Origin of the sequence: Ureibacillus thermophilus (assembly GCF_004331915.1) — a bacterium.
Taxonomy (GTDB): Bacteria; Bacillota; Bacilli; order Bacillales_A; family Planococcaceae; genus Ureibacillus; species Ureibacillus thermophilus.
On record NZ_CP036528.1, the window covers coordinates 102082 to 127206 of the forward strand.

At 41.8% G+C, this 25125-nt stretch carries 21 protein-coding genes, 2 rRNA genes and 1 riboswitch (1 of these 24 only partly in view); of the genes, 1 reads left to right on the forward strand and 22 read right to left on the reverse strand.

Annotated elements, in window-relative coordinates; translation table 11 throughout:
* Positions 1 to 5: 5 nt before the first annotated feature.
* The 6 genes from ligA to DKZ56_RS00495 form a co-directional block, all read right to left on the reverse strand.
* A complete protein-coding gene (gene ligA / locus DKZ56_RS00470; RefSeq protein ID WP_208650795.1) occupies positions 6 to 2012 on the reverse strand; it encodes an NAD-dependent DNA ligase LigA in 2007 nt (668 codons plus the stop codon).
* A 27-nt stretch (positions 2013 to 2039) separates the two neighbouring features.
* A complete protein-coding gene (gene pcrA, locus DKZ56_RS00475; protein ID WP_208650796.1) occupies positions 2040 to 4277 on the reverse strand; it encodes a DNA helicase PcrA in 2238 nt (745 codons plus the stop codon).
* 63 nt (positions 4278 to 4340) lie between these two features.
* Positions 4341 to 5033: a heptaprenylglyceryl phosphate synthase gene (gene pcrB, locus DKZ56_RS00480; RefSeq protein ID WP_208650797.1), complete on the reverse strand. Its 693-nt coding sequence runs from the start codon at positions 5031 to 5033 to the stop codon at positions 4341 to 4343.
* Positions 5034 to 5188: 155 nt separating this feature from the next.
* Positions 5189 to 5506, reverse strand: a complete 318-nt coding sequence (locus DKZ56_RS00485; RefSeq protein WP_208650798.1) for a YerC/YecD family TrpR-related protein — start codon at positions 5504 to 5506, stop codon at positions 5189 to 5191.
* Positions 5507 to 5519: 13 nt separating this feature from the next.
* The gene (locus DKZ56_RS00490) at positions 5520 to 6578 is read right to left on the reverse strand and encodes a DUF3048 domain-containing protein (protein WP_208650799.1); all 1059 of its coding nucleotides are present in this window, start codon (positions 6576 to 6578) and stop codon (positions 5520 to 5522) included.
* A gap of 17 nt (positions 6579 to 6595) precedes the next feature.
* The gene (locus DKZ56_RS00495) at positions 6596 to 8329 is read right to left on the reverse strand and encodes an adenine deaminase C-terminal domain-containing protein (protein ID WP_208650800.1); all 1734 of its coding nucleotides are present in this window, start codon (positions 8327 to 8329) and stop codon (positions 6596 to 6598) included.
* A 172-nt stretch (positions 8330 to 8501) separates the two neighbouring features.
* Between DKZ56_RS00495 and DKZ56_RS00500 the strand changes: the two genes are divergently transcribed.
* Entirely contained in the window at positions 8502 to 8969 is a 468-nt protein-coding gene (locus DKZ56_RS00500; RefSeq protein WP_208650801.1) for a YgaP family membrane protein, read from the forward strand.
* Positions 8970 to 9024: 55 nt separating this feature from the next.
* Here DKZ56_RS00500 and purD read toward each other — a convergent pair whose 3' ends face one another.
* The 16 genes from purD to DKZ56_RS15870 form a co-directional block, all read right to left on the reverse strand.
* A complete protein-coding gene (purD, locus tag DKZ56_RS00505) occupies positions 9025 to 10281 on the reverse strand; it encodes a phosphoribosylamine--glycine ligase (RefSeq protein ID WP_208650802.1) in 1257 nt (418 codons plus the stop codon).
* Positions 10282 to 10380: 99 nt separating this feature from the next.
* Positions 10381 to 11907: a bifunctional phosphoribosylaminoimidazolecarboxamide formyltransferase/IMP cyclohydrolase gene (gene purH, locus DKZ56_RS00510; RefSeq protein WP_208650803.1), complete on the reverse strand. Its 1527-nt coding sequence runs from the start codon at positions 11905 to 11907 to the stop codon at positions 10381 to 10383.
* 37 nt (positions 11908 to 11944) lie between these two features.
* Positions 11945 to 12514: a phosphoribosylglycinamide formyltransferase gene (gene purN / locus DKZ56_RS00515; protein WP_208650804.1), complete on the reverse strand. Its 570-nt coding sequence runs from the start codon at positions 12512 to 12514 to the stop codon at positions 11945 to 11947.
* Positions 12511 to 13569 (reverse strand): phosphoribosylformylglycinamidine cyclo-ligase, encoded by a 1059-nt coding sequence (gene purM / locus DKZ56_RS00520; protein WP_208650805.1) that lies wholly within the window; start codon positions 13567 to 13569, stop codon positions 12511 to 12513. Before purM ends, purN begins: the two co-directional genes overlap by 4 nt.
* A 12-nt stretch (positions 13570 to 13581) precedes the next feature.
* A complete protein-coding gene (purF, locus tag DKZ56_RS00525; protein WP_208650806.1) occupies positions 13582 to 15006 on the reverse strand; it encodes an amidophosphoribosyltransferase in 1425 nt (474 codons plus the stop codon).
* Positions 14982 to 17207, reverse strand: a complete 2226-nt coding sequence (purL, locus tag DKZ56_RS00530; RefSeq protein WP_208650807.1) for a phosphoribosylformylglycinamidine synthase subunit PurL — start codon at positions 17205 to 17207, stop codon at positions 14982 to 14984. Before purL ends, purF begins: the two co-directional genes overlap by 25 nt.
* The gene (gene purQ / locus DKZ56_RS00535) at positions 17200 to 17877 is read right to left on the reverse strand and encodes a phosphoribosylformylglycinamidine synthase subunit PurQ (RefSeq protein WP_208652105.1); all 678 of its coding nucleotides are present in this window, start codon (positions 17875 to 17877) and stop codon (positions 17200 to 17202) included. Before purQ ends, purL begins: the two co-directional genes overlap by 8 nt.
* A 2-nt stretch (positions 17878 to 17879) precedes the next feature.
* Positions 17880 to 18128 (reverse strand): phosphoribosylformylglycinamidine synthase subunit PurS, encoded by a 249-nt coding sequence (gene purS, locus DKZ56_RS00540; RefSeq protein WP_208652106.1) that lies wholly within the window; start codon positions 18126 to 18128, stop codon positions 17880 to 17882.
* A gap of 2 nt (positions 18129 to 18130) precedes the next feature.
* Complete coding sequence (purC, locus tag DKZ56_RS00545) at positions 18131 to 18841, reverse strand: phosphoribosylaminoimidazolesuccinocarboxamide synthase (protein ID WP_208650808.1); 711 nt, start codon at positions 18839 to 18841, stop codon at positions 18131 to 18133.
* Positions 18842 to 18881: 40 nt separating this feature from the next.
* Positions 18882 to 20180 carry an adenylosuccinate lyase gene (purB, locus tag DKZ56_RS00550; protein ID WP_208650809.1) on the reverse strand — a complete coding sequence of 433 codons (1299 nt, stop codon included), beginning with the start codon at positions 20178 to 20180 and terminating at the stop codon, positions 18882 to 18884.
* A 20-nt stretch (positions 20181 to 20200) separates the two neighbouring features.
* On the reverse strand, positions 20201 to 21322 hold the full coding sequence (gene purK, locus DKZ56_RS00555) for a 5-(carboxyamino)imidazole ribonucleotide synthase (RefSeq protein WP_208650810.1): 1122 nt from the start codon (positions 21320 to 21322) through the stop codon (positions 20201 to 20203).
* The gene (gene purE, locus DKZ56_RS00560) at positions 21319 to 21807 is read right to left on the reverse strand and encodes a 5-(carboxyamino)imidazole ribonucleotide mutase (protein ID WP_208650811.1); all 489 of its coding nucleotides are present in this window, start codon (positions 21805 to 21807) and stop codon (positions 21319 to 21321) included. The genes purK and purE overlap by 4 nt, the downstream gene beginning before the upstream one ends.
* Positions 21808 to 21961: 154 nt before the next feature.
* A riboswitch (purine riboswitch) is annotated at positions 21962 to 22061 on the reverse strand.
* A gap of 79 nt (positions 22062 to 22140) precedes the next feature.
* Positions 22141 to 22341 (reverse strand): NETI motif-containing protein, encoded by a 201-nt coding sequence (locus tag DKZ56_RS00565; protein ID WP_208650812.1) that lies wholly within the window; start codon positions 22339 to 22341, stop codon positions 22141 to 22143.
* A gap of 391 nt (positions 22342 to 22732) precedes the next feature.
* The gene (locus tag DKZ56_RS00570) at positions 22733 to 22927 is read right to left on the reverse strand and encodes a hypothetical protein (protein WP_208650813.1); all 195 of its coding nucleotides are present in this window, start codon (positions 22925 to 22927) and stop codon (positions 22733 to 22735) included.
* Between the two features lie 101 nt (positions 22928 to 23028).
* Positions 23029 to 23144, reverse strand: a 5S ribosomal RNA gene (gene rrf / locus DKZ56_RS00575).
* Between the two features lie 61 nt (positions 23145 to 23205).
* A 23S ribosomal RNA gene (locus tag DKZ56_RS15870) occupies positions 23206 to 25125 on the reverse strand; it runs 2621 nt beyond the window's last position.

Below are 25125 nucleotides of genomic sequence, written 5' to 3' on the forward strand. Positions count from 1 at the left end.
CCCCTTTACTTTTCTAATTGTTCAATAAAGCGATTTTCGTCCCAAACTTCTATTCCTAGTTCTTGCGCTTTTGTCAATTTTGAACCTGCATCGGCTCCTGCAATGACAAGATCTGTCTTTTTGCTTACACTTCCTGTGACTTTACCGCCTAACTCTTCTATTTTCGCCTTTGCTTCGTTGCGTGTCAATCGTTCTAATTTTCCTGTTAATACGACCGTTTTTCCGGCAAACGGGCTATCGGCTATTTCTGCACCGGCCTTTTTCCCTTTGTATGCCATGTTGACGCCGGCTTCTTTCAATCGGGCAATTAATTGTCTTGCTTCCTCTTTTTCGAAATAGGAAACCACCGATTGGGCAATTTTTTCGCCAATTTCATGGATTGCCACTAATTCTTCTACTGTCGCCTCCATAATGCGGTCCATTGTTTCAAATTCCTCTGCAATGAGTTTTGCAGCCTTTTCGCCGACATGACGAATGCCAAGGCCGAATAATAAACGCTCCAATGAATTTTCTTTTGACCGCTCAATCGCATTGACTAGATTCGTTGCGGAAAGCTGCCCCATTCGATCCAATTTGGCCAGTTCGTCTACTTTTAAAAAGTAAAGATCCGCCACATCACGTATATAGTTTTCTTTTAATAGCAATTCTGTAATTTTATCCCCTAAGCCATCAATATTCATTGCGTTTCTGGATGCGAAATGTTTAATGCCTTCCGCAATTTGGGCCGGGCAGGCAGGGTTTACACAGCGAATGGCCACTTCATCATCAATGCGGATCAGTTCGCTTCCGCAGGCAGGGCAAGTTTTCGGCATTTCATAAGGAACTGTGCCTTCTGGGCGCTGTTCCAAAATAACGCGGACCACTTCCGGAATAATATCTCCTGCTTTATGCACGATTACGGTATCCCCGATTCGAATATCTTTTTCGCGAATTAAATCTTCATTATGAAGGGAAGCTCGGCTGACAATTGAACCTGCAAGTTTTACCGGCTCCAAAATCGCTGTTGGTGTTACAACTCCAGTACGCCCTACTGTCCAATCAATATCAAGTACCTTTGTGATGGCTTCTTCTGCAGGAAATTTATAAGCAATTGCCCAACGAGGACTTTTTACGGTTGTTCCTAGTTCTTCTTGATGAGCATATCGATTCACTTTGATGACAATGCCATCGATTTCATAAGGCAAGTTTGGACGTTCTGTTGTCCACTTTTTAATAAACGCTAAAACATCATCAATTGTTTCACAAAGCGCCCGTTCTTTATTAACGTGGAAACCTAGGAACTCCAAGTAATCAAGCATTTCCGCGTGGCTGTCTATTCCGTATGCTTCCCCATCTCCGCCGATTCCGTAAATAAAGGTCGCTAAATTTCGTGATGCAGTGATTTTTGAATCCAATTGGCGAAGGGAACCGGCAGCGGCATTGCGGGGATTGGCAAAAAGTTCTTCTCCATTTTGCTCCCGTTCTCTATTTAACTCCATGAAAGACTTTTTCGGCATGTAGGCTTCACCGCGCACTTCAATGGTTACCGGCTCTTTTAATCGCAATGGTATGTCCTTAATGGTTTTTAAATTCACCGTAATATCTTCACCTACTGCCCCATCGCCGCGGGTAGCGCCTTGGACAAAAATGCCGTTTTCATATCTTAATGAAATGGCAAGTCCATCAATTTTCAGTTCACACACATAATTGTATTTGTCGCCAATCGCCTGGCGGATTTTCCTGTCAAAATCCCGCAAATCTTCTTCGTTAAAAGCGTTGGATAAACTCAACATCGGGTATCTGTGAGTGACTTTATTAAACCCTTCAAGCGGTTTTCCTCCGACCCGCTGCGTTGGAGAATCCGGATAAATGAGTTCCGGATGTTCTTTTTCGATTTCCATTAATTCTTGCATCAGCTGGTCATAGACAGCATCCGGCACTATTGGATTGTCCAACACGTAGTACGCATGGGCATATTCATGCAGCAGTTTATTCAGTTCAGCGACGCGTTTTTCAAGCTCTTTATCTTTCATCGTCATCCTCCACATTTGTGAAATGTTCTAAGCTTTTGTAATTGGGGCAAATTTGGCTAGAAGACGCTTAATTCCTTTATCTGGAAAAGCGATATCTAATTCCAAATCATCGCCTTCTCCTTTTACGCTGACGACAACGCCTGTTCCCCATTTGCTGTGAATGGCTTTATCTCCTACTTTCCATTGCAGCTGCTCTCCACCTGTCCGTTGAAGTGTGGCAAATTTTGTTTTCGGTTGGACGTTCATTCGAACATTGTTAGAAGTTTTCTTCTGTCCAAACGGCAATTTTTCTTCCCTATATCCAAAACTATAGGATTTGACATCCACAATGTCTTCTGAAATTTCATCAATGAAACGGGAAGGCGGGTTGGAATTCAGACGTCCAAAAAGCGTGCGGAAAGTGGCGCAAGTCAAATAAAGTCGTTCTTCTGCCCTAGTAATGCCCACATAGGCTAAACGCCGTTCTTCTTCCATTTCTTCTTTATCGCCAATGGAGCGGGAATGTGGGAAGATATTTTCTTCCATACCAATAATGAATACAACCGGAAACTCTAGTCCTTTGGCAGAATGCAACGTCATTAGGACAATGCTTTCATTTCCATTGTTTTCTTCATTTAATGAATCCATATCTGCAATTAATGCAAGATCTGTTAGAAAGGCAACGAGGGATTTGTCATCGCTTCTTTCTTCAAAAGCTTTTGTAACCGATAAAAATTCTTCCAGGTTTTCAAGCCTGCTTTGGGATTCAATGGTATTTTCCTTCTCCAGCATTGCCCGGTACCCTGACTTCTCCATAACTTCTTCCACTAATTCCGTCACGGATAAATAATCCTGCATTTTTGTAAATCCTTCAATTAAATTGCGGAAGTTTTCAAGGGCGTTCATTGCCCTCGGCGTTAAACCAATGGATGAAACTTCATGAAGCGCTTTAAAAATGGATAGGTCATTTTCAATAGCATAAGATGCAAGTTTTTCAAAAGTGGATGCTCCAATGTTTCGTTTCGGTTCATTAATAATGCGGGACAATGACAAATCATCATCATTGTTGGCAATTAAACGCAAGTAGGCAAGTAAATCTTTAATTTCTTTCCGGTCATAGAATTTAGTGCCGCCTACAATGGTATATTGCAAATTCGATTTGACAAGCACTTCCTCCATCGCACGGGATTGGGCATTTGTGCGGTACAAAATCGCAAAATCCTTTAAAGAGCGCCCTTCCGTTTCCATTAATTCTTTAATGGTTTTCACCACAAACTGCGCTTCTTCTCGTTCATCCCGGGCTGTGTAGAATACAATCTTTTCTCCTGTTGGATTTTCTGTGCGCAGCACTTTCGGATAGCGACTTTCATTGTTGGAAATAACATCGTTAGCCGCTTGCAAAATCCGTTTTGTCGAACGGTAGTTTTGTTCGAGCAAAATCACTTTTGCATTGGGATAGTCTTTTTCAAAGGATAAAATGTTTCGAATGTCCGCCCCTCGCCATTTGTAAATCGATTGGTCGGAATCTCCGACAACGCAAATATTTTGGAATTTGGAAGCGAGCATTTTGACAAGTTTGTATTGGGAATGGTTCGTATCTTGATACTCATCCACATGAATATACTGAAATTTATTTTGATAATAGGAAAGAACTTCTGGCACCCGTTCAAAAAGTGTAATCGTCATAAGAATCAAGTCGTCAAAGTCGAGGGATTGATTTTTTCGAAGGGTTTTTTCATATGCTTCGTAAACATTCCCTACCACTTTTTCGTATGGATTATACGGGTTCATGTTCTTTTTATACTCTTCCGCTGTGATGCATTCGTTTTTGCATGAACTAATGGCAGATAAGACGGAGCGCGGATCGTATTGTTTTGTATCGATATTCAGCTCTTTAAAAACATGCTTAATAACTGTGAGCTGGTCAGAAGCATCGAGAATGGAAAAATTTTTTGAAATGCCGATGCGATCGATATCTCTTCTTAATATGCGCACGCACATGGAGTGGAAAGTGGATACCCACATACTTTCAGAAATGCCTGTGCCCAGCAATGCATCAATCCGTTCCCGCATTTCTCTGGCAGCTTTATTCGTAAACGTAATTGCAAGAATATTGGATGGATAGACTTGTTTCTCTACAATTAAATAGGCAATCCGATGGGTTAATACTCTCGTTTTCCCTGAACCTGCGCCCGCCATTATTAGAAGAGGGCCTTCTGTTGTTTTCACTGCTTGTTGCTGCTCTTTATTCATTCCATTCAATAAGTTTTTCGTTAATTGTTCCATGGTACACCTCTCTATACCAAACATTTGTTCCATTATACTATAATGGCATTTATTTCGCATCGGTTATTTCTTTACGCTTTTTACAGCCTCCACCGTTTTCAAGGCTTCATCCAAGTTTTCATAAATAACGTTTCCTACAATGACTGTGTCAGCATATTGAGCCATTTCTTTTGCCTGTTCTTTTGTTTTGATTCCGCCGCCATAGAATAAACGGCAATCATTTAGCACTGCTTTCACAGCTTTTACAATTTCCACATCACCATATGTACCGCTGTATTCCAAATAAAAAATCGGCAGTTTAAAGTAATTTTCCGCAAGTCTTGCGTAGGCAACCACATCTTCCTCCGATAAGTTTGCCTCTGCTTCCGTTGCTATTGCCGCTTTGCACTCTGGATTTAAAATGCAGTATCCTTCCGCAATCAGCTCGTCCCAAACCATGATGTCCCCATATTCTTTTATGGCGGCATGATGCAAGTCTTTTACCCATTTTGTATTGGTGCTATTTAAAACTGTCGGGATTAAATAATAATCAAATCCCGGCGTAATGGATTCAATTGTGGATATTTCCAATGCGACTGGTACAGAATATCTTCTGATTCGAACAAGCTGTTCAAGCACATTATCCAATGTGACATCATCTGTTCCACCGACAATAATGACATCGGTGCCGGATTCGCACACCTTTTCCAATGCTTCATCCGAAAGTTCTTTGGATGGATCGATTTTAAATACATGTCTCCAATTTTTATAATCCATAAAGGTCTCACCTATTTCCTCATCATAATTCTGTGCTTATTTTAGTATATCTTAAAGTCATTTTTACCGAAAATCTCAAGTTGTGCAAAGATCATCTTTTGTTGCACAAAAAAGTTGCCTTATGCTTCCGCAGCATAAGACAACTAGTGGCGAATCTATTTTTTCGGTTCATAAGGCTTTTCATTAGGATACAAGCGGCTCAACATTTCTTCGTAAGCATCGTTACCGTAGTCGAAACAACGGCGCACCCGGGAAATGGTTGCAGTAGAAGCTCCAGTTTCTTTTTTGATTGTTTCATAGGTTTTTTTCAATCGCAATAAATGGGCAACTTCAAATCGTTGGGCCATCGATTGGATTTCACTGATGGTGCATAAATCATCGAAAAATCTATAGCATTCTTCAAGGTCCCGTAATTCTAATATTGCACGGAATAGTTGATCTGTTTGAGGACCGCGAATTTTATCAACCTGCATTTTCTTCACCCTTTCAACTTTGCTGGTCAGAAGATGTGTAAGTTACAGATGTAGTAATCCCTGGATTTGTTGGTACGAAATGGACCCACGTTTTGCCTGGTACAAGTTTCACTTTGCTGCCATCGTTCTCTACAGCTGTTAGAACGCCATCAATGTTTTCCCAATGTACAACCCGCATCATTCCTTGCTGGAAGAGATAGGCAAATCCTCCTGAATGAATATCAATTTCTCGTCGTCCTTTATTATCAATCACTGTATGTTCCATTTCAAATATTAATACATTGGATAACTTTAATGGTTCTCCCGTCAGTAAATCCGTAGTCATTGTTCCGCCAGAGGAGCGAGTATACGTGTTGTTTGTGGAATCATAGGAATAACTGCAATTAAAGTTTTCGTTCTTGCTATAACGGACATGAACTTGATCTGCTTGCACACCTTTTTTAGGACTTTCCTCTTCATCATAATAAGTATACGATACTTTTTTTTGATAGAGAAGTGAAGCGTTCACTTTTTCCGCCACAGCTTCTAGGTTATCGGTAATAAAGTAAGAGTTATGCGGCGCTACCCGATCTTTGGAACGTTTGAAATAAGTGCCATCATAGTTCATTCCATTAATGTTGTCCACCACTCCGCTCTCAAGCATTTGTTTTGCTTCGGGACTATAGCCGTGGGCGATGTAAAAGGCATCCAGCCCCTCTGCCAACTCAACAAAATAAGATCTTGCACTACGGATCGGGCCGATTTTTTCAGGGATTTCCGATTGGTATAGGGCTAAAAATCTCGTTACATCCCCTTCTGCAAGCATCTCATAGACTACATCTGCACTGGCAATGCCAGATTGGGGACGAGCAGCAGGATGATTGTTAATTGTTGCAATGATGGGCCTCAGTGTGCTCTCTTTTTCCCTTAATTCACCTGTAAATGGTGTCGGATACAGTTCTACTTTTTCTTCCACTTCTTCAGTCGGTTTTACCGGTTCTTCTATTTTTTCAGTCCCCTTTTCTTTATCTCCACATGCTGCAAGAAGAGAAACACTTGCGAAAACGCAGAACAATGCTTTTTTTGAAATCATCCAAATCATCCTTTCAGCTAGCGCATCACTGAAGGAATCATGACCTCTTTTTTCATGACATCAAAAATTCCTTTTGGCGTGATACGAATATATGGTAAATGGGTTGATTCTAAAAAGAATAATGTATAAATCGCATCGCTATGGCTGTATCCTCTTTCTCTCAACGCTGCCTTTAATGCTGCTTCTTTTTCAATTAGTTCTTCCATCTGTCCAATAAAAAAGTTTCCTGCGCCAGCTAATGGGAGCGACACAATCACTTCATTGTTTTCAACAAGTACTATTCCGCCCTTCATCTTTTTCATTTCATTAAAGGCACGGATCATATCTTCTTTATTTTTGCCAATTAATATAATATCTCCCGAATTGGAATAAGAAGAAGCGAATCCTTTTACGTCTTGTGCAAACCCTTTTAATATGGCATTTATTCGCCATTTGCCGTTCCGATCCATCAAAATTAATAAACTCTCATCGGAATCAGCAGGAAGTTCGTTTTTATGCAATGGGAAATGAACGAAATAAGGTTTTGTAATGACATCATTTACTAATTCAATTCCAACTGGCGTTGAAATTTGAAAATCTTCATCCGTTAAATCAAAGTCGATTTCAAGCGGCTTGTAATATTGATTCCAATGAATATCCAGAAAGGCTTGTACTTTTTTCCCTTCTTTTTTCAGCCATACTCCTTTTGATAATACGGATTCTGGAGTTGGATGGAATTCATCTGTCAAAATATTCAAAGTAGCAAATCGTCCTGTAGCAACCATGCCGTGCAAGTGGGATAAATTATAATATCTCGCCACATTATAAGTCGCCATATTGTAGGCATCAATTGGATCAACCCCTGCATCAAGGGCAATTTGGATGCACATATCCATAACGCCTTCTCGATGGAAAATAGGCGTTGAACCATCCGTCGTCATCATGAGATGGTCGAATATATTTAATTTTTTCTCTAGTATTCCTTTTAATAGATTTGGAAGATCCGGACGGATAGAAGAATATCTTAATGTCACTGCATATCCATGTAAAATGCGGCTTTCCACTTCTTCCACCGTCATTGCTTCATGATCGCCGTCTGCTCCGAGAAGTTTCATGCGTACAAGGGTTTTTTCAGAGGCTCCTGGAAAATGCCCTTCAATTTTTTTGCCCTTTTTCTTTGATGACTGAATCCAGTAAAGCATTTGATCATCGCCGCGCAAAAGACGAGGCCATCCCGTCAATTCTCCTCCAAGCAATACATCGTCCCTTTCAATCCATTCAAAAATAGATGTATTCGTAAAAATCTGATTTTCATTTTCCCATTCTGTTTGTGTATCATAACGTGTCCACCAATAAAATGCAAAAGGGTATTTATTTAACTCATCTAGCAGTGTAAACGCTTTCTTGTTTGGGAGCTGTAATGCAAAATGAAGGTTATCACTGATGAACATCGTTGTCCCAAATTGGGCTGCATAATCTGCAAAGGACACTGGATGATATAGTTGAAATGGATGAACATGCGGCTCAATATAACCTGGAACAACCGTTTTTCCTTCTAGATCGATTACTTCTGTTTCAGATAAATTTTCCGGCATTTCCTTTCCCACGTAGACAATCCGGTCATTCAAAATCCATATATTACCATACAACCATTGTTTATATACATTATGAATATATCGTGCATTTTTTAAAACCATTGTCGGTGGTTTTTTTCCTTCGATGACTGCAACTTGGTCTCGTATTTCTTGTATTTTCCAAACAGATTGTGGCATTTGTTACACTCCCTTCTATTATATATAATATTTATTTTGTTTATTTGCGTTTTATTCACACATACTAATGATGCTGAAAAGCAAGTATAGCTGTTTTTATCGTAACACAGCACTTTATTAAATTAAAGTGCATCATTTCATTCATTTTATTACGTAAAGGGGTGGATGAGTAATGTTAGAAGAAAATATTTCTGAAAAAAGTGCCTTTGTCCGCATCGTCATAGGGATTGGTTTGACTGCTTGTGGAATTAGCCATTTAGTCAAAGAAAACAGGAAAAAATGGATGGGTACTTTATCTGTTACTGCTGGTGCGATAAAAATTGCAGAAGGATTGTTCTTATATTGTCCGATGAAGGCGATGTTAAGCAGAAATGTGAAAGATGCAGTAACAAGTTCCATCCAAGATTTTATGGATATGGATGGCGAAAGTTTGATGACTGCATTTAGCTCAAGATATGCAAATAGCAGCAATCAAAATTCCAATACGCAAAGCTCCAGCGGCAATGAAGGAGCTGAGCTTTTGCAAACAGCGGCAAATGTAGTTGAAAAAGTTGCAAGCACAACACCTGCTGGTACAGAGGCACATGAGGCAGCCAAAACTGTTCAAACTGTCGCAAACAGCCAGAATAATTCCAAATAATGAACAAACAAAAGCACAAACCGCCTATTTTTGGTTTGTGCTTTTATTCTGCAAATTATTTAAAGGTTCTCCAACCAATATCTTTACGGTAGAAGAAATGATTCCATGTGTATTTTCCAATGGCTTCATACACTTTATCTTTAGCTTCTTTTAAAGAATTGGCTTTAGCTGCCACTAGCAGCACGCGTCCACCATTTCCAACATATTGTCCATCTTTCCATTTCGTTCCCGCATGATAAACTTCCACTTCTTTGCTGATCTCTTCTAAGTTCGGAAGTGGATTGCCTTTTTCAACCGTTCCTGGATAGCCTTCTGCAGCAATTACAACGCCGAGCATCGCTTCATCAGACCATTGCAAATCGTAAGGCTTTTCTTCCATTAAAGCTTTCATAAACTCGCCGAAATCCGACTTCATGCGCGGAAGCACAACCTGCGTTTCCGGGTCTCCAAAACGGGCGTTGAATTCAATCACTTTTGGCCCTTCTTTTGTCAAAATTAATCCGGCATATAAAATGCCTGTAAAGGATGCTCCCTCTTCCTCCATCGCTTTGACAGTTGGTTCAATGATTTCCGTATAAGCGCGGGACACCATTTCTTCAGGAATTTGCGGCACTGGAGAATACGCACCCATTCCTCCTGTATTTGGCCCTTTGTCGCCATCATAGGCTCGTTTATGGTCTTGGGCAATGACCATTGGATAAATTTGTCCTTTATGCACAAAGGACATGAAGGAAAATTCTTCTCCTTCCAAATAATCTTCAATAACGACTTTCGATGAAGATTCGCCAAAGCGCTGATTGCCAATCATATCTGTTACTGCATCCATTGCTTCTTGTTCTGTCATGGCAACGACTACGCCTTTCCCAGCTGCAAGGCCGTCTGCTTTGATAACAATTGGCGCTCCTTTTTCTTTAATGTAGGCAATGGCTTGATCCACTTCCGTGAATGTTTCATACGCAGCTGTTGGAATATTGTATTTTTTCATTAATTGTTTTGCAAAGGATTTGCTGCTTTCAATTTGTGCGGCTTTTTTCGTTGGACCAAAAATTGTGAGCCCTTGCTCTTGGAAGTAATCAACAATTCCTGCTGCAAGCGGTTGTTCCGGTCCAACAAATGTTAAGTCGATTTGTTGTTCTTTCACAAATTTAGCTAACTGTTCGAAGTCCAATGCATCGATGGCAACCGTTTCAGCACAATCGTGCATTCCGTCATTTCCAGATGCCACAAACACTTTTTCAACAGATGGAGAAATGCTGAATTTTTTTGCAATCGCATGCTCGCGTCCACCACTGCCAACTACTAAAACTTTCATACAATGCCCCTCCTAGAATACTTCTAGTATCAATTTAGCTTTCCTCAAAATACTTGCAATTTTAGAAAAGACGGCTGCAAAATGAGCCGCCTTTATGGATTAGTGTTTGAAATGTCTTACTCCTGTAAATACCATGGCAATGCCTGCTTTATTTGCTGCATCGATGGAATCTTGGTCGCGGATGGAGCCGCCTGGTTGAATAATCGCTGTAATTCCCGCTTTAATGGCTTCTTCCACTGTGTCCGGCATTGGGAAGAAGGCGTCAGATGCCATAACTGCACCTTTAGCTTTTTCGCCTGCCTGTTCAATAGCGATTTTTGCAGAGCCAACGCGGTTCATTTGACCTGCGCCGATTCCTAATGTCATTTCCTTATTGTTTACAACGATGGCGTTGGATTTCACGTGCTTCACAACAGCCCATCCAAGTTTTAAAGCTTCCCATTCTTCTTCTGTAGGTTCACGGTCCGTTACCACTTTAATGTCTGCATCCTCAAAGCCGTATGTATCTTCCTCTTGAACGAGCAGACCACCTTCAACAGAAACAACTTTGAACGGATCTTTTTTCTCTTGGGAGAAGTTGATTGTAAGCAATCGAATGTTTTTCTTATTCGTTAAAATTTCAAGTGCTTTTTCTGTAAAGGAAGGTGCAATGATAATTTCCAAGAAGATTTTGCTTAATTTTTCAGCCGTCGCTGCATCCACTTCACGGTTCAATGCGATGATGCCGCCAAAAATGGATACAGGATCCGCTTCATAAGCACGGTCAAAGGCTTCTTCAATGGTTTTGCCGATGCCGACGCCGCATGGATTCATATGTTTTACGGCAACTGCAGCAGGCACTTTGAATTCTTTGGCAATTTGCAGAGCAGCATTGCCGTCTTGAATGTTGTTATAGGAAAGCTCTTTTCCGTGCAATTGCGTTGCATAAGCAAGAGAGAAATCGGAACCTAAACGTTTTTTGTAGAATGCTGCTTTTTGGTGAGGGTTTTCGCCATAGCGCAATGTTTGTTTTAATTCATAAGTAAGCGTTAAGCTTTCCGGGAATTGTTCTTCTGTTAAATAGTTGGAAATATATGCATCATAGCTTGCTGTATGACGGAAAACTTTTGCAGCAAGTTTTTTGCGCGTTTCAAAAGTAGTTGCTCCATTTGCTTTTAATTCTTCCAGCACTGTTTCGTAATCGCTGCTGTCCACGATTACTGTTACATATTGGTGGTTTTTCGCAGCCGCACGGAGCATTGTCGGACCGCCGATGTCGATATTTTCAATGGCATCTTCATAAGTCACATCTGGTTTTGAAATAGTTTCAACAAATGGATATAAGTTGACACAAACAATTTCAATTGGTTTAATTCCATGTTCTTTCATTTGTGCTTGATGAGAAGGGTCGTCAAATTTCCCCAACAAACCGCCGTGAATCATTGGATTTAATGTTTTTACACGGCCGTCAAGAATTTCAGGGAATTTCGTTACTTCATCTACTCCTGTTACAGGTACATTATTTTCTTGCAATAACTTTTTCGTACCACCTGTTGATAAAATTTCATACCCTAACGCTACTAATTCTTTTGCAAACTCCACAATTCCTTCTTTATTTGAAACACTAATGAGCGCACGTTTCGCCACAGTTAAAGCCTCCAATTTTTATACTCTATTTTTACAATTATTTATTTTCAAATAATTTTTTTAATGTTTTTGGATAAAGTTCATGTTCCACTTGATGAATGCGTTTTTCCGTCGCTTCCCTGTCACCTTCCACCACTTCCACTGCTTGTTGGGCGATAATTGGTCCTGTATCCATTCCTTCATCCACAAAATGGACAGTTACGCCGGTTACTTTCACACCGTGTTCCATAGCTTGCCCAATGGCATCTTTTCCTGGGAATGCCGGCAATAAAGATGGATGAATATTCACAATTTTATTTGGATATTTCGAAAGCAGTGTTTCGCCAATCAATCGCATATAGCCGGCAAGCACAATCCACTCAATTTCTTTTTCTGCTAATTTTTTGGCAATTTCAGATTCATAAGCAGCCTTTGAATTATAATCTTTCGGTGTGAATGCAAAGACGGGTATTCCAAAGTTTTCCGCACGTTTCACCACATATGCATTTGGTTGATCTGTCACAACTAGCTCAATTTTGGCATCCAATTCGCCACGGTCAATGGATTCTTGAATGGCTTGAAAATTTGTCCCACTGCCTGAAGCAAATACTGCGATTTTTGTTGTCATCGGCTCAAGCTCCCATCATGATTTCCGTTAAATTGTACCCCTTCGCCTTTTATAACGCGGCCGATTTTAAATGCTTTCTCCCCATGGGCTTTTGCAATGTTGATTACTTGATCTGCATCTTCCGCTGAAACGGCTAGAACAAATCCAATCCCCATATTAAATACATTGTACATATCACGATCTTCTAAATTCCCTTTGTCTTTCAAAAACTCAAAAATTCGTGGGACATCCCATGTGCCTAAATCAATTTCCGCTGCGAGTCCATTGGGCATCATGCGTGGCAAGTTTTCGTAAAATCCACCGCCTGTAATGTGGGCCATGCCGTGAACGTCCACTTCTTTCAACACTTTAAGCACCGGTTTTGCATAAATTTTGGTTGGGGTTAAAAGCGCTTCTCCAATTGGACCTAAATCTTCATAATCTTCAATCACTTTATCAAAGGAATAGCCGCAATCTGAGAAGACGATTTTGCGCACTAACGAGTAGCCGTTAGAGTGTATACCACTTGAAGCAAGACCAACAAGCACATCCCCTTCAACGATTTTTTCGCCAGTCACCACTTTGGATTTTTCGCAAGCGCCGACCGCAAAACCAGCTACATCATATTCATCTTCCTCATATAAACCAGGCATCTCCGCCGTCTCGCCGCCGATTAGCGCCGCACCTGCTTGAACGCAGCCATCTGCAATGCCGCTTACAATTTGTTCAATTTTTGCGGGGTCTGCTTTCCCTATGGCGATATAATCGAGAAAATATAGCGGTTCTGCCCCTTGAGCGACAATGTCATTGACGCACATGGCAACACAGTCAATCCCAATGGTGTTATGCTGATCTGCCATAAAGGCAAGTTTCAATTTTGTCCCGACACCATCTGTACCTGAAATAAGAACTGGTTCTTTTAAGTTTAGTGAAGATAAATCAAACATGCCCCCGAAGCTGCCAAACGGTCCCATCACTCCAGGACGATTCGTTCTTTCTACATGGGACTTCATGCGTTTTACAGCTTCATAACCTGCTTCAATATTAACCCCTGCTTGCTCATAAGCTTTTGACATGATTCTTCCTCCTTAACGTGAAAGTTCCTTGATATGTGGTAAGACAGTGTCTGGGTAAATGTCTGTCGGATATTTTCCTGTAAAACAAGCCATGCATAGGCCGCCATTTTCGTCATCAAAAGGTCTTGAAATGGCTTCGACTAATCCTTCCGGCGACAAAAATGTCAAAGAATCTGCGCCAATGGCTTCCCGAATTTCGTCAACTGTTTTTCCAGTAGCAATTAATTCCTCATCAGATGAAATATCGATGCCATAGAAACAAGGGTTCGCAATCGGTGGGGATGTAATAGCTACATGGACTTCTTTCGCTCCAGCTTCCTTCAACATTTTCACTATTCTGCGGGAAGTTGTGCCGCGAACGATGGAGTCGTCCACCATCACAACCCGTTTTCCGCACACCACTTGTACGACCGGAGAAAGTTTCATTTTTACTCCGCGTTCACGCAATTCTTGGGTTGGTTGAATGAAAGTTCTTCCAACATAGCGATTTTTGATTAATCCCATCTCGTAAGGAATGCCGATTTCTTCTGCAAAACCAATGGCTGCAGAGATGGAAGAATCCGGAACACCTGTCACCACATCCGCATCGATATAGCCCATTTCTTTTGCCAATTGCTTTCCCATCCGTTTACGAGCCATGTGAATGTTTACTTGATCGATGTTCGAGTCAGGCCGCGCAAAATAAACATATTCCATTGCGCACATTGCCCGTTGTTCCATGACTGCATAGCGATCTTCTACAATTCCGTTATGGGAAATAATGACTAATTGTCCAGGCTGAACTTCACGAACATACTCAGCACCTATTAAGTCAAAAGCGCAAGTTTCTGATGAAGCCACCCATGCATCTCCTAGTTTGCCGATGGAAAGCGGGCGCAAACCGTTGCGATCCCGGGCAAGAATCATCTTATCTTTCGTTAAGATAATGAGAGAAAACGCACCTTTCAATAAGGAAATAGCTTCCTTCACTTGCTCAAGAAAAAGGGGTTTTTTGCTTTTCTTAATAAGATGCACAATCACTTCTGTATCTGAAGTTGAATGAAAAATACTGCCTGAACGTTCAAGATGTTGTTTTAAATGATTGGCATTGACTAGATTTCCGTTATGGGCTACAGCCATTGTGCCTGTGGAAGAACGGAAGAGAAGCGGCTGCACGTTGTCAATGCCGCCCCCTCCAGCTGTTGCATAGCGAACATGAGCAATCGCAGCGGTTCCTTTTAAATTATTGATTTTTTCTTCGTTAAAGACTTCATTGACTAAGCCTTCACCTTTGACGATTTTAAAGTACTGGCCGTCAGTTGCGACGATGCCAGCACCTTCTTGTCCGCGATGTTGAAGCGCATGCAGGCCGTAGTAGCACATTTGGGCGGATGCTTCATGTCCCCATATCCCAAAAACACCACATTCTTCATTTAAGCCTCTGATTTCAGCAAGCATGGGATAGCTCCTTTCCAAGCCGAACAAAATTCATCTACACAACCTTCAACTAATAAACCTGATTCTCCTTCAATGGTGATTTTCCCATCGTTTGTAACTACGCCAATTTTTTGCGCATCCGGAATCATTTGTTCAAACGCTTGAGCATTTTCTTCTTTTACAGTCACAATAAAGCGGGATTGTGATTCACTGAATAATGCAGTGACCGGTGAACCTTCCAATTTCACATGAACGCCAAGACCATTTGCGCCAAATGTTTTCTCCGCTAAGGCTACCGCAACTCCGCCTTCTGCTACATCGTGGGCTGATTGGATGAGTCCTGCTTGAATGGCAGAAAGCAATGCTTTTTGGCGTGCTGCCTCTACTTCTAAATCAATGTTTGGCGCTTTGCCGAAAATTTTCCCGTACACTAATTTTTGCAATTCAGAGCCGCCAAATTCTGTCTTCGTTTCACCCAGTAAATACACAACGTCGCCAGCTTGTTTAACAAATTGCGTTGTCACATGTGATAAATCTTTCACAAGCCCCACCATGCCAATTGTTGGTGTAGGATATACTGCTTGGCCAGAAGTTTCGTTATAAAGGGAAACGTTTCCGCTGATGACAGGTGTCTCTAAAGCTCTGCAAGCAGCCGAAATCCCATCGGCACTCTTTTCTAATTGCCAGAAGATTTCAGGTTTTTCTGGGTTACCGAAGTTTAGGCAGTCTGTAATGGAAAGCGGTTCTCCGCCGGAAGCTACAATGTTGCGGGCGGCTTCTGCCACGGCGATTTTTCCGCCTGTTTCTGGGTCTAAATAAATATAGCGAGAGTTGCAGTCAGCCGTCATGGCAAGACCTTTATTTGTACCGCGAATGCGCAATACCGCAGCATCTGAACCAGGTGTTACTACCGTGTTTGTGCGCACTTGATAGTCAAATTGATTATACACCCATTCTTTAGAAGCAATTGTTGGCGCTTGAAGCAATTGTTTTAATGTTTCTTTGTAGTCGCTTACTTCCGGCTCTGTGTTTTCCATTGCTTGAAACTCTCTATAGTAATCAGGTTCTTTTGATGGTTTATGATAAACAGGCGCGTCTTTCGCTAATGCATCGGCAGGCACTTCCGCTACCACTTCTCCTTTATGAATGAGGCGAAGCATTTTATCATCTGTTACTCGACCGATTGCAACGGCATCTAATCCATATTTTTCAAAGATTTTTTTGATTTCTTCTTCACGGCCTTGTTTCACAACTAAAAGCATGCGTTCTTGGGATTCAGACAACATCATTTCATAAGCCGTCATTCCTGTTTCCCGTTGAGGAACCAAATCTAAATTCATTTCAATGCCAGAGCCGGCTTTTGACGCCATTTCAGAGGAAGAGGAAGTGAGCCCTGCTGCCCCCATGTCTTGAATGCCGACAAGCGCATCGGATTTTACTACTTCCAAGCAAGCTTCAAGAAGAAGTTTTTCCATGAATGGGTCTCCCACTTGAACCGCTGGACGTTTTTCATCGGATTCTTCACTTAATTCTTCTGATGCGAATGTGGCACCATGAATGCCGTCGCGTCCCGTTTTAGCGCCAACATACATCACTGTATTGCCTACGCCTGTCGCTACACCTTTTTGAATGTCTTTATGATCGATGATGCCAACGCACATTGCATTTACTAAAGGATTCCCTTCATAGCATGGATCAAATTGGACTTCCCCGCCGACTGTCGGAATGCCGATGCAGTTGCCGTATCCAGCAATCCCCGCTACAACTTCTTCAAACAAGTATTTCACTCGAGGAGTTTTTAATTCTCCAAAACGTAAAGAGTTTAGCAGTGCAATAGGACGCGCTCCCATGGAGAATACGTCGCGAATAATTCCGCCAACCCCTGTTGCGGCTCCTTGGTATGGTTCAATGGCTGAAGGGTGGTTATGGGATTCCATTTTAAATACAACGGCTTGCTCGTCACCAATGTCCACAATCCCTGCCCCTTCTCCAGGCCCTTGCAATACGCGGGGGCCACTTGTTGGGAACTTGCGCAACACTGGTTTGGAATTTTTATACGAACAGTGTTCAGACCACATTACAGAGAACAAACCTGTTTCTGTCCAATTTGGAAGACGACCTAGAATTTCTTCAATTCTCGCAAATTCTTCATCGCTTAGCCCCAAGTCGCGGTAAAGCTTTTGCTCCTTAATTTGTTCTGCTGTTGGTTCAAAATTAGACATGAGATTCCCTCCACTGTTTCACAATTGATTTGAATAATGCTAGTCCATCTGCACTGCCAAGTAATGCATCCACTGCGCGTTCAGGGTGAGGCATCATACCAAGAACATTGCCGCGCTCGTTCACAATACCCGCAATGTTTTCTAGACTTCCGTTTGGATTATCGCCTGCGTATGTGAAAACGATTTGGTTGTTTTCTTTTAATTTTTTCAATGTTTCCTCGTCACAGAAGTAGTTTCCTTCACCGTGGGCAATCGGAATGTTGATGATTTGTCCTTCATCATATTGATTCGTAAACAATGTTTGATTGTTTTCTACTTTCAATGGTACGGTACGGCAAATGAATTTTAAGTTTTTATTGCGTAGTAAAGCGCCAGGTAAGAGTCCTGCTTCCGTTAAGATTTGGAATCCGTTGCAAACCCCAAGAATCGGTTTCCCTTCTTCCGCCGCTTTTTTTACTGCCTTCATTACGTTTGATTGGCTTGCCATTGCCCCGCAGCGAAGATAATCTCCGTATGAGAATCCCCCTGGAATTAAAATGGCATCATATTCGCTTAAATCCGTGGCATCATGCCAAACATATTCCACTTCTTCCCCCAGCTCGTCTTTAATGGCATGATACATATCAACGTCACAGTTCGAACCTGGGAAAACGAGTACAGCAAATTTCATCATTAATGAGCCTCCTCGATTTCAAAGCGATAATCCTCAATGACTGTGTTTGCAAGCAGCTTCTCACACATTTCTTTCACTAATGTGTCAATGTCGCGATCAGTATCAGAAATGAGCAGTTCCAAGTATTTCCCGATGCGGACATCCTCTACTTCTTTGTATCCCATGTTGACTAAAGAACCTTTTACGGCTGAACCTTGTGGATCTAAAACACTTTCGCGCAATGTCACATAAATCTTCACTTTTTTCATCATCATTTTCCTCCAAGTCTAGAAAGTATAATGTTATATACATCTGTTAAACTTCCAAGATCTCGTCTAAACACATCTTTGTCTAATTTCTCTTTCGTTTCAGCATCCCAAAGCCGGCATGTATCTGGAGAAATCTCATCGGCAAGCAGAATGTTTCCTTCTCTGTCACGGCCAAATTCGAGTTTGAAGTCCACTAAAATTACTCCGATTGTTTGGAATATTTCCTTTAATGCTTCATTTACTTTTAATGCAAGATTGGCAAGTGTTTCGACTTCTTCTTTCGTTGCAATGCAAAGAATTTCAATATGATTGTTCGTAATCAACGGATCATTTAAAGCATCGTTTTTATAATAAAATTCCACAATTGGACGTTTTAGCGGTGTTCCTTCTTCAATGCCGAGCCGTTCTGAAAAGCTGCCCGCTGCCATATTGCGTACAACTACTTCAAGGGGGATAATTTCCACTTTTTTTACAAGCTGTTCATTCTCGGATACTTTTTGAATAAAGTGAGATTCAATTCCTTGTTGTTTCAGCTTTTCGAAAATGATGGTAGAAATTTTATTATTTAATATCCCTTTTCCCTCAATTTCTGCTTTTTTTTGTCCATTAAAAGCCGTGGCGCTGTTTTTATATTCCACAAATAAAACATCTTCCTGATCTGTAGCATATAATCGTTTGGCCTTTCCTTCGTACAATAGTGCGCCTTTTTCCATACCCGTTCCCCCAGTAATTTAGATTTGGTATTTTATCGGATTAATCATTTAATCCTAAACGGTCAAATATGTAGTCCACGTTTTTCAAATGCCAGTTGTAGTCGAAGCAATCATCAATTTCTTCTTTTGTTAATAGCGAGCTGATTTTTTCATCTGCTTCCACTAATGGACGGAATGGGCGTTGTTCATCCCATGATTTAGCAGTAAGCGGCTGAACTGTATCATAAGCTTCTTCGCGGGATAAACCTTTATCGATAAGTTTTAATAAAACGCGCTGAGAATAAATAAGCCCAAATGTTGCATCCATATTGCGCTTCATATTATCAGGGAATACTGTCAAGTTTTTCACAATGTTTGTGAAGCGGTTTAACATATAATTCAATGCAATAGTTGTATCCGGTATAATAATGCGTTCTGCTGATGAATGGGAAATATCCCGTTCATGCCATAATGGAACATTTTCATATGCCGTGATAACATGGCCGCGGATTACGCGAGCAATACCTGCCATATTTTCTGAACCAATTGGATTGCGTTTGTGCGGCATGGCAGATGAACCTTTTTGTCCTTTGGCAAAACCTTCTTCCACTTCACGTGTTTCAGATTTTTGCAAGTTGCGGATTTCTGTTGCAAATTTTTCGATGGATGTTGCAATTAATGCCAATGTGGCAATGTATTCTGCATGACGGTCACGCTGCAATGTTTGGGTTGAAATGGGCGCAGGAGTAAGTCCTAATTTTTCGCAAACATACTTTTCTACAAATGGATCAATGTTGGCATAAGTTCCTACAGCTCCGGAAATTTTCCCTGTTTCAATTGTTTTGGCAGCTCTTTCAAAGCGTTCCAAATTGCGGTTCATTTCTTCACGCCATAGGGCAAGCTTTAATCCAAATGTTGTAGGCTCCGCATGAACACCATGTGTACGACCCATCATTACAGTGTATTTATGTTCCTTTGCTTTTTCTGTTAATACATCAATAAAATTGTGAAGATCTTTTCTTAAAATGTTGTTGGCTTGTTTAATTAAATAAGAAAGGGCAGTATCTACCACATCCGTTGAAGTGAGCCCGTAATGTACCCATTTTTTTTCTTCGCCCAACGTCTCGGATACAGCGCGAGTAAAGGCCACGACGTCATGTTTTGTTGTTTGTTCGATTTCATAAATGCGGTTAATATCAAATGTTGCATTTTGTCGCAACTTTTCAACGTCTTCTTTCGGAATTACACCAAGTTCAGACCATGCTTCACAAGCTAAAATTTCTACTTCAAGCCAAGCCTTAAATTTGTTTTCTTCTGTCCAAATTGCTCCCATCTCTGGGCGAGTATAACGTTCAATCATCTGCAAATCTCCTTTTCTCTTTATAACCAAATTCCTGATTCTTCAATTTCTTTTAATGTTTGATCAATGTCATCTGTTAGAATTGTGACATGACCCATTTTTCTGTTCACTTTCGCCTCTTTTTTGCCGTAAAGATGAACAGACCAATGTGGATATTTTACTATTGAATTAATAAGCGGCGCTACATGCTGGCCTAATATATTCACCATTACAGCGGGAGAATGAAGTTTTGGTTTTCTTAATGGCCATCCAACCACCGCACGGATATGTTGAGAAAATTGGGAAATATTGCATGCTTCAATGGAATAATGGCCGGAATTATGAGGTCTTGGCGCCAATTCATTAATTATTATTTGTCCATCCTTCAACACGAACATTTCTACCGCTAATGTTCCAATTAATTGCAGATGCTCTGCAATTTTATGGGCTGCTTCATCCGCCAAATTTTTTGTTTCATCCGAAATTCGAGCCGGAACAATGGTTTCATGCAAAATGTGATTTACATGAATATTTTCTCCGATTGGAAAGCAGTACGTGTCACCATTAGCGTTTCTTTGGATGATGACCGAAATTTCCTTTTCAAAAGGAATAAATCCTTCCACAATACATTGGGAGTGTTCAAACAAATTTTTCGCAAGCGGCAAATCTTCTTTTGAATTAAGTTTTACTTGCCCCTTACCGTCATAACCAAAACGGGCAGTTTTAACAATGCTTGGATAGCCTATTTGGTCAATTTTCTCAACCAGTTCCTCATAGCTGTCACAAACAATATAAGGCGCTACAGGGCAACCTGCTTCCACAATCGCCTGTTTTTCCGTCACGCGATTTTGGGTAATGCGGATAATTTCAGCACCTTGTGGCACATAGGCAATCTCCGTTAATTTTTTCAATCCTTCGTAATCGATATTTTCAAATTCATAAGTAATAACGTCACTCACTTCTGCTAATTCTTCCAGTGCGGCTTCATCATCATAAGAAGCTACAATTTGAATATCCGCCACTTGTCCACATGGTGAATTCATTGTAGAGTCAAGAACTGCAATTTTAAAACCTGCTTCTTTCGCACTGAGAGCCATCATCCGTCCTAATTGCCCGCCGCCGATGATGCCGATTGTTTGACCGGGGTAAATCGTTTTTATCACTTTAAGTCACCCGAACTTTCTAAAACTATTTGTTTTAATTGTTCTCTTCGTGCTTCCAATTTTTCCGCCAATTGTTGATCCGTAATGGATAAAATCTGTGCTGCAAGCAAGCCGGCATTGGTTGCCCCAGCTTTTCCGATAGCTACCGTTGCCACAGGAACTCCGCCAGGCATTTGAACAATGGAGAGCAATGAATCAAGTCCATTTAAAGCTTTTGATTGCACCGGTACGCCGATGACAGGCAAAGTAGTTTTACTTGCAACCATCCCCGGCAAATGGGCGGCTCCTCCTGCTCCAGCAATAATTACTTCAATTCCCCGTGAACGAGCAGTTTCAGCGTACTCAAACATTAAATCTGGGGTACGATGGGCGGATACGACTTTTTTTTCATATGGTATTTCCAACTCATCTAAAATATCGCAAGCATGCTTCATCGTTTCCCAGTCACTTGAACTTCCCATAATGACGCCGATTTTAGGATTCATCCATAACGCTCCTTTTTAAGTTAACAATGTATTTACATGTATTCGTAAAAAAATCCTCAAATAGCCCGCCTTCGCTACACGGTAGAAAGCAGAGTACTTGAGGACATAGCAAAACAGAAGGTTGAGGTAATTTATTTCCAACCTACCGAATCATCCAAAAGTTGCTTTCCCGCATAGTCCGACATTTACGGTGTCGGGTAGAGACACTAGAGCCATATCCTCTAGTATATATGTGGGACTTTTCCTTTGTTCATTGTAGCAAGGGTGAAGAAGAAAATCAATCAAAAAATGCGAACATTTATTTAATGTATCATTTAAATGTTCGTGTTTTTGTTATTTTTTATTATTATCCTCCATTAATTCTCCTTTAAACATAACTTTTTGACGAAAATATGTAATTTCGCCATTAATCCTTTGAAAGATTGGTTCTTCTTTTCTTAAGACCGGCATGTAACCCTTTTTTCTCATTCTTTCAATACATTGTTCCGGCGTTTCATGTTCCTCCATTTCAAACCACGCTGTTTTTTTCGACATTTCTATCTTCCTTTCTAATCTTCCAGAATTTATATTTCTCAATTCTATCTTAGTAAATAAATATCATTTTTTTTGTGTTTTTTGTTAAATAGAGAATTTTTAAGGAAATTCCAATTACTTTTGGCAATGAATTTATTAATGATGCGATGCAATCACAGACGCTGTTGCCACAAAAGATCCAATCTTTCATCCAGTTAATAAATAATAAAATCACCTCCCAGATAACAGTCTGAGGAGGTGTTTACATTGTTTCGACTATATTGTTATTTTGTTCATTTAATATGAAAGTATTTATTATATTCATCAATCCAATCTTTATATTGCATCAATCAAAAGAATAGTTAGTATTTTATTGCGAATTATTCAGCGTTATTTCTTTGTGGTTGCTTCTTTATTTGTCGAGGATATATTGAGTGTGGATGCAATGGCATTTGAGGTTTATTGCTTTTTCAATTAGTGCGGATACTTCTTCGTTTAGTGCGTTTGTTTTTTCGATTAGTGCGGATACTTCTTCATTTAGTGCGTTTGTTTTTTCGATTGGTGCGGATACTTCTTCGTTTCCCGATAATCTAAAATAGGCGTCCATCTCTTTTTTCATAAAAATAATATAAAAATGGAAATCTCTTCTATTTGAAAAAAACAAATAAAAAAGCCACTACCGACTTTCTGTCAGTAATGACTTTTTGAGCCTGGCAACGTCCTACTCTTGCAGGGGGAAACCCCCAACTACCATCGGCGCTGAAGAGCTTAACTTCCGTGTTCGGTATGGGAACGGGTGTGACCTCTTCGCCATCATCACCAGACTCGCATATGTAACTTTGAGAGGTTGTTCTCTCAAAACTGGATAACGACATTGAAAGGATATTGGTTAAGTCCTCGATCGATTAGTATCCGTCAGCTCCACACGTCACCGTGCTTCCACCTCGGACCTATCTACCTCATCGTCTTTGAGGGATCTTACTTGCTTATGCAATGGGAAATCTCATCTTGAGGGGGGCTTCATGCTTAGATGCTTTCAGCACTTATCCCGTCCACACATAGCTACCCAGCTGTGCCTTTGGCAAGACAACTGGTACACCAGCGGTGCGTCCATCCCGGTCCTCTCGTACTAAGGACAGCTCCTCTCAAATTTCCTACGCCCACGACGGATAGGGACCGAACTGTCTCACGACGTTCTGAACCCAGCTCGCGTACCGCTTTAATGGGCGAACAGCCCAACCCTTGGGACCGACTACAGCCCCAGGATGCGATGAGCCGACATCGAGGTGCCAAACCTCCCCGTCGATGTGGACTCTTGGGGGAGATAAGCCTGTTATCCCCGGGGTAGCTTTTATCCGTTGAGCGATGGCCCTTCCATGCGGAACCACCGGATCACTAAGCCCGTCTTTCGACCCTGCTCGACTTGTAGGTCTCGCAGTCAAGCTCCCTTATGCCTTTACACTCTACGAATGATTTCCAACCATTCTGAGGGAACCTTTGGGCGCCTCCGTTACCTTTTGGGAGGCGACCGCCCCAGTCAAACTGTCCACCTGACACTGTCTCCCAAGCCGATCAGGCTTGCGGGTTAGAATTTCAGTACAACCAGGGTAGTATCCCAAGGGCGCCTCCAGGGAAGCTGGCGCTCCCCCTTCTACGGCTCCTACCTATCCTGTACAAGTTGCACCGAAATTCAATATCAGGCTACAGTAAAGCTCCACGGGGTCTTTCCGTCCTGTCGCGGGTAACCTGCATCTTCACAGGTACTATAATTTCACCGAGTCTCTCGTTGAGACAGTGCCCAGATCGTTACGCCTTTCGTGCGGGTCGGAACTTACCCGACAAGGAATTTCGCTACCTTAGGACCGTTATAGTTACGGCCGCCGTTTACTGGGGCTTCAATTCGGAGCTTCGCTTGCGCTAACTCCTCCTCTTAACCTTCCAGCACCGGGCAGGCGTCAGCCCCTATACTTCACCTTACGGTTTTGCAGAGACCTGTGTTTTTGATAAACAGTCGCCTGGGCCTATTCACTGCGGCTCATCGGGGCTTGCACCCCAATGAGCACCCCTTCTCCCGAAGTTACGGGGTCATTTTGCCGAGTTCCTTAACGAGAGTTCTCTCGCTCACCTTAGGATTCTCTCCTCGACTACCTGTGTCGGTTTGCGGTACGGGCACCTCCCGCCTCGCTAGAGGCTTTTCTTGGCAGTGTGAAATCAGGAACTTCGCCTCAAAAGAGGCTCCCCATCACAACTCAGCGTTACATCGAGGTGCCAAACCTCCCCGTCGATGTGGACTCTTGGGGGAGATAAGCCTGTTATCCCCGGGGTAGCTTTTATCCGTTGAGCGATGGCCCTTCCATACGGAACCACCGGATCACTAAGCCCGTCTTTCGACCCTGCTCGACTTGTAGGTCTCGCAGTCAAGCTCCCTTATGCCTTTACACTCTACGAATGATTTCCACCTTGTTGCTTGGACACGCGCAACCAACGGCGTGCTTTCCCTATCCTCCTGCGTCCCCCCATTGCTCAAACGGCGGGTAGGTGGTACAGGAATATCAACCTGTTGTCCATCGCCTACGCCTTTCGGCCTCGGCTTAGGTCCCGACTAACCCTGAGCGGACGAGCCTTCCTCAGGAAACCTTAGTCATTCGGTGGATGGGATTCTCACCCATCTTTCGCTACTCATACCGGCATTCTCACTTCTAAGCGCTCCACCAGTCCTTCCGGTCTGACTTCAGCGCACTTAGAACGCTCTCCTACCACTCGTGCGATGCACGAATCCACAGCTTCGGTGAACCGTTTAGCCCC

Excerpts from the sequence above, each read along its gene's own strand:
- ligA (WP_208650795.1), bottom strand. The coding sequence starts at position 2,012 with ATGAAAGATAAAGAGCTTGAAAAACGCGTCGCTGAACTGAATAAACTG.
- pcrA (WP_208650796.1), bottom strand. The coding sequence starts at position 4,277 with ATGGAACAATTAACGAAAAACTTATTGAATGGAATGAATAAAGAGCAG.
- pcrB (WP_208650797.1), bottom strand. The coding sequence starts at position 5,033 with ATGGATTATAAAAATTGGAGACATGTATTTAAAATCGATCCATCCAAA.
- DKZ56_RS00485 (WP_208650798.1), bottom strand. The coding sequence starts at position 5,506 with ATGCAGGTTGATAAAATTCGCGGTCCTCAAACAGATCAACTATTCCGT.
- DKZ56_RS00490 (WP_208650799.1), bottom strand. The coding sequence starts at position 6,578 with ATGATTTCAAAAAAAGCATTGTTCTGCGTTTTCGCAAGTGTTTCTCTT.
- DKZ56_RS00495 (WP_208650800.1), bottom strand. The coding sequence starts at position 8,329 with ATGCCACAATCTGTTTGGAAAATACAAGAAATACGAGACCAAGTTGCA.
- DKZ56_RS00500 (WP_208650801.1), top strand. The coding sequence starts at position 8,502 with ATGTTAGAAGAAAATATTTCTGAAAAAAGTGCCTTTGTCCGCATCGTC.
- purD (WP_208650802.1), bottom strand. The coding sequence starts at position 10,281 with ATGAAAGTTTTAGTAGTTGGCAGTGGTGGACGCGAGCATGCGATTGCA.
- purN (WP_208650804.1), bottom strand. The coding sequence starts at position 12,514 with ATGACAACAAAAATCGCAGTATTTGCTTCAGGCAGTGGGACAAATTTT.
- purM (WP_208650805.1), bottom strand. The coding sequence starts at position 13,569 with ATGTCAAAAGCTTATGAGCAAGCAGGGGTTAATATTGAAGCAGGTTAT.
- purF (WP_208650806.1), bottom strand. The coding sequence starts at position 15,006 with ATGCTTGCTGAAATCAGAGGCTTAAATGAAGAATGTGGTGTTTTTGGG.
- purL (WP_208650807.1), bottom strand. The coding sequence starts at position 17,207 with ATGTCTAATTTTGAACCAACAGCAGAACAAATTAAGGAGCAAAAGCTT.
- purQ (WP_208652105.1), bottom strand. The coding sequence starts at position 17,877 with ATGAAATTTGCTGTACTCGTTTTCCCAGGTTCGAACTGTGACGTTGAT.
- purS (WP_208652106.1), bottom strand. The coding sequence starts at position 18,128 with ATGAAAAAAGTGAAGATTTATGTGACATTGCGCGAAAGTGTTTTAGAT.
- purC (WP_208650808.1), bottom strand. The coding sequence starts at position 18,841 with ATGGAAAAAGGCGCACTATTGTACGAAGGAAAGGCCAAACGATTATAT.
- purB (WP_208650809.1), bottom strand. The coding sequence starts at position 20,180 with ATGATTGAACGTTATACTCGCCCAGAGATGGGAGCAATTTGGACAGAA.
- purE (WP_208650811.1), bottom strand. The coding sequence starts at position 21,807 with ATGAATCCTAAAATCGGCGTCATTATGGGAAGTTCAAGTGACTGGGAA.
- DKZ56_RS00565 (WP_208650812.1), bottom strand. The coding sequence starts at position 22,341 with ATGTCGAAAAAAACAGCGTGGTTTGAAATGGAGGAACATGAAACGCCG.
- DKZ56_RS00570 (WP_208650813.1), bottom strand. The coding sequence starts at position 22,927 with ATGGACGCCTATTTTAGATTATCGGGAAACGAAGAAGTATCCGCACCA.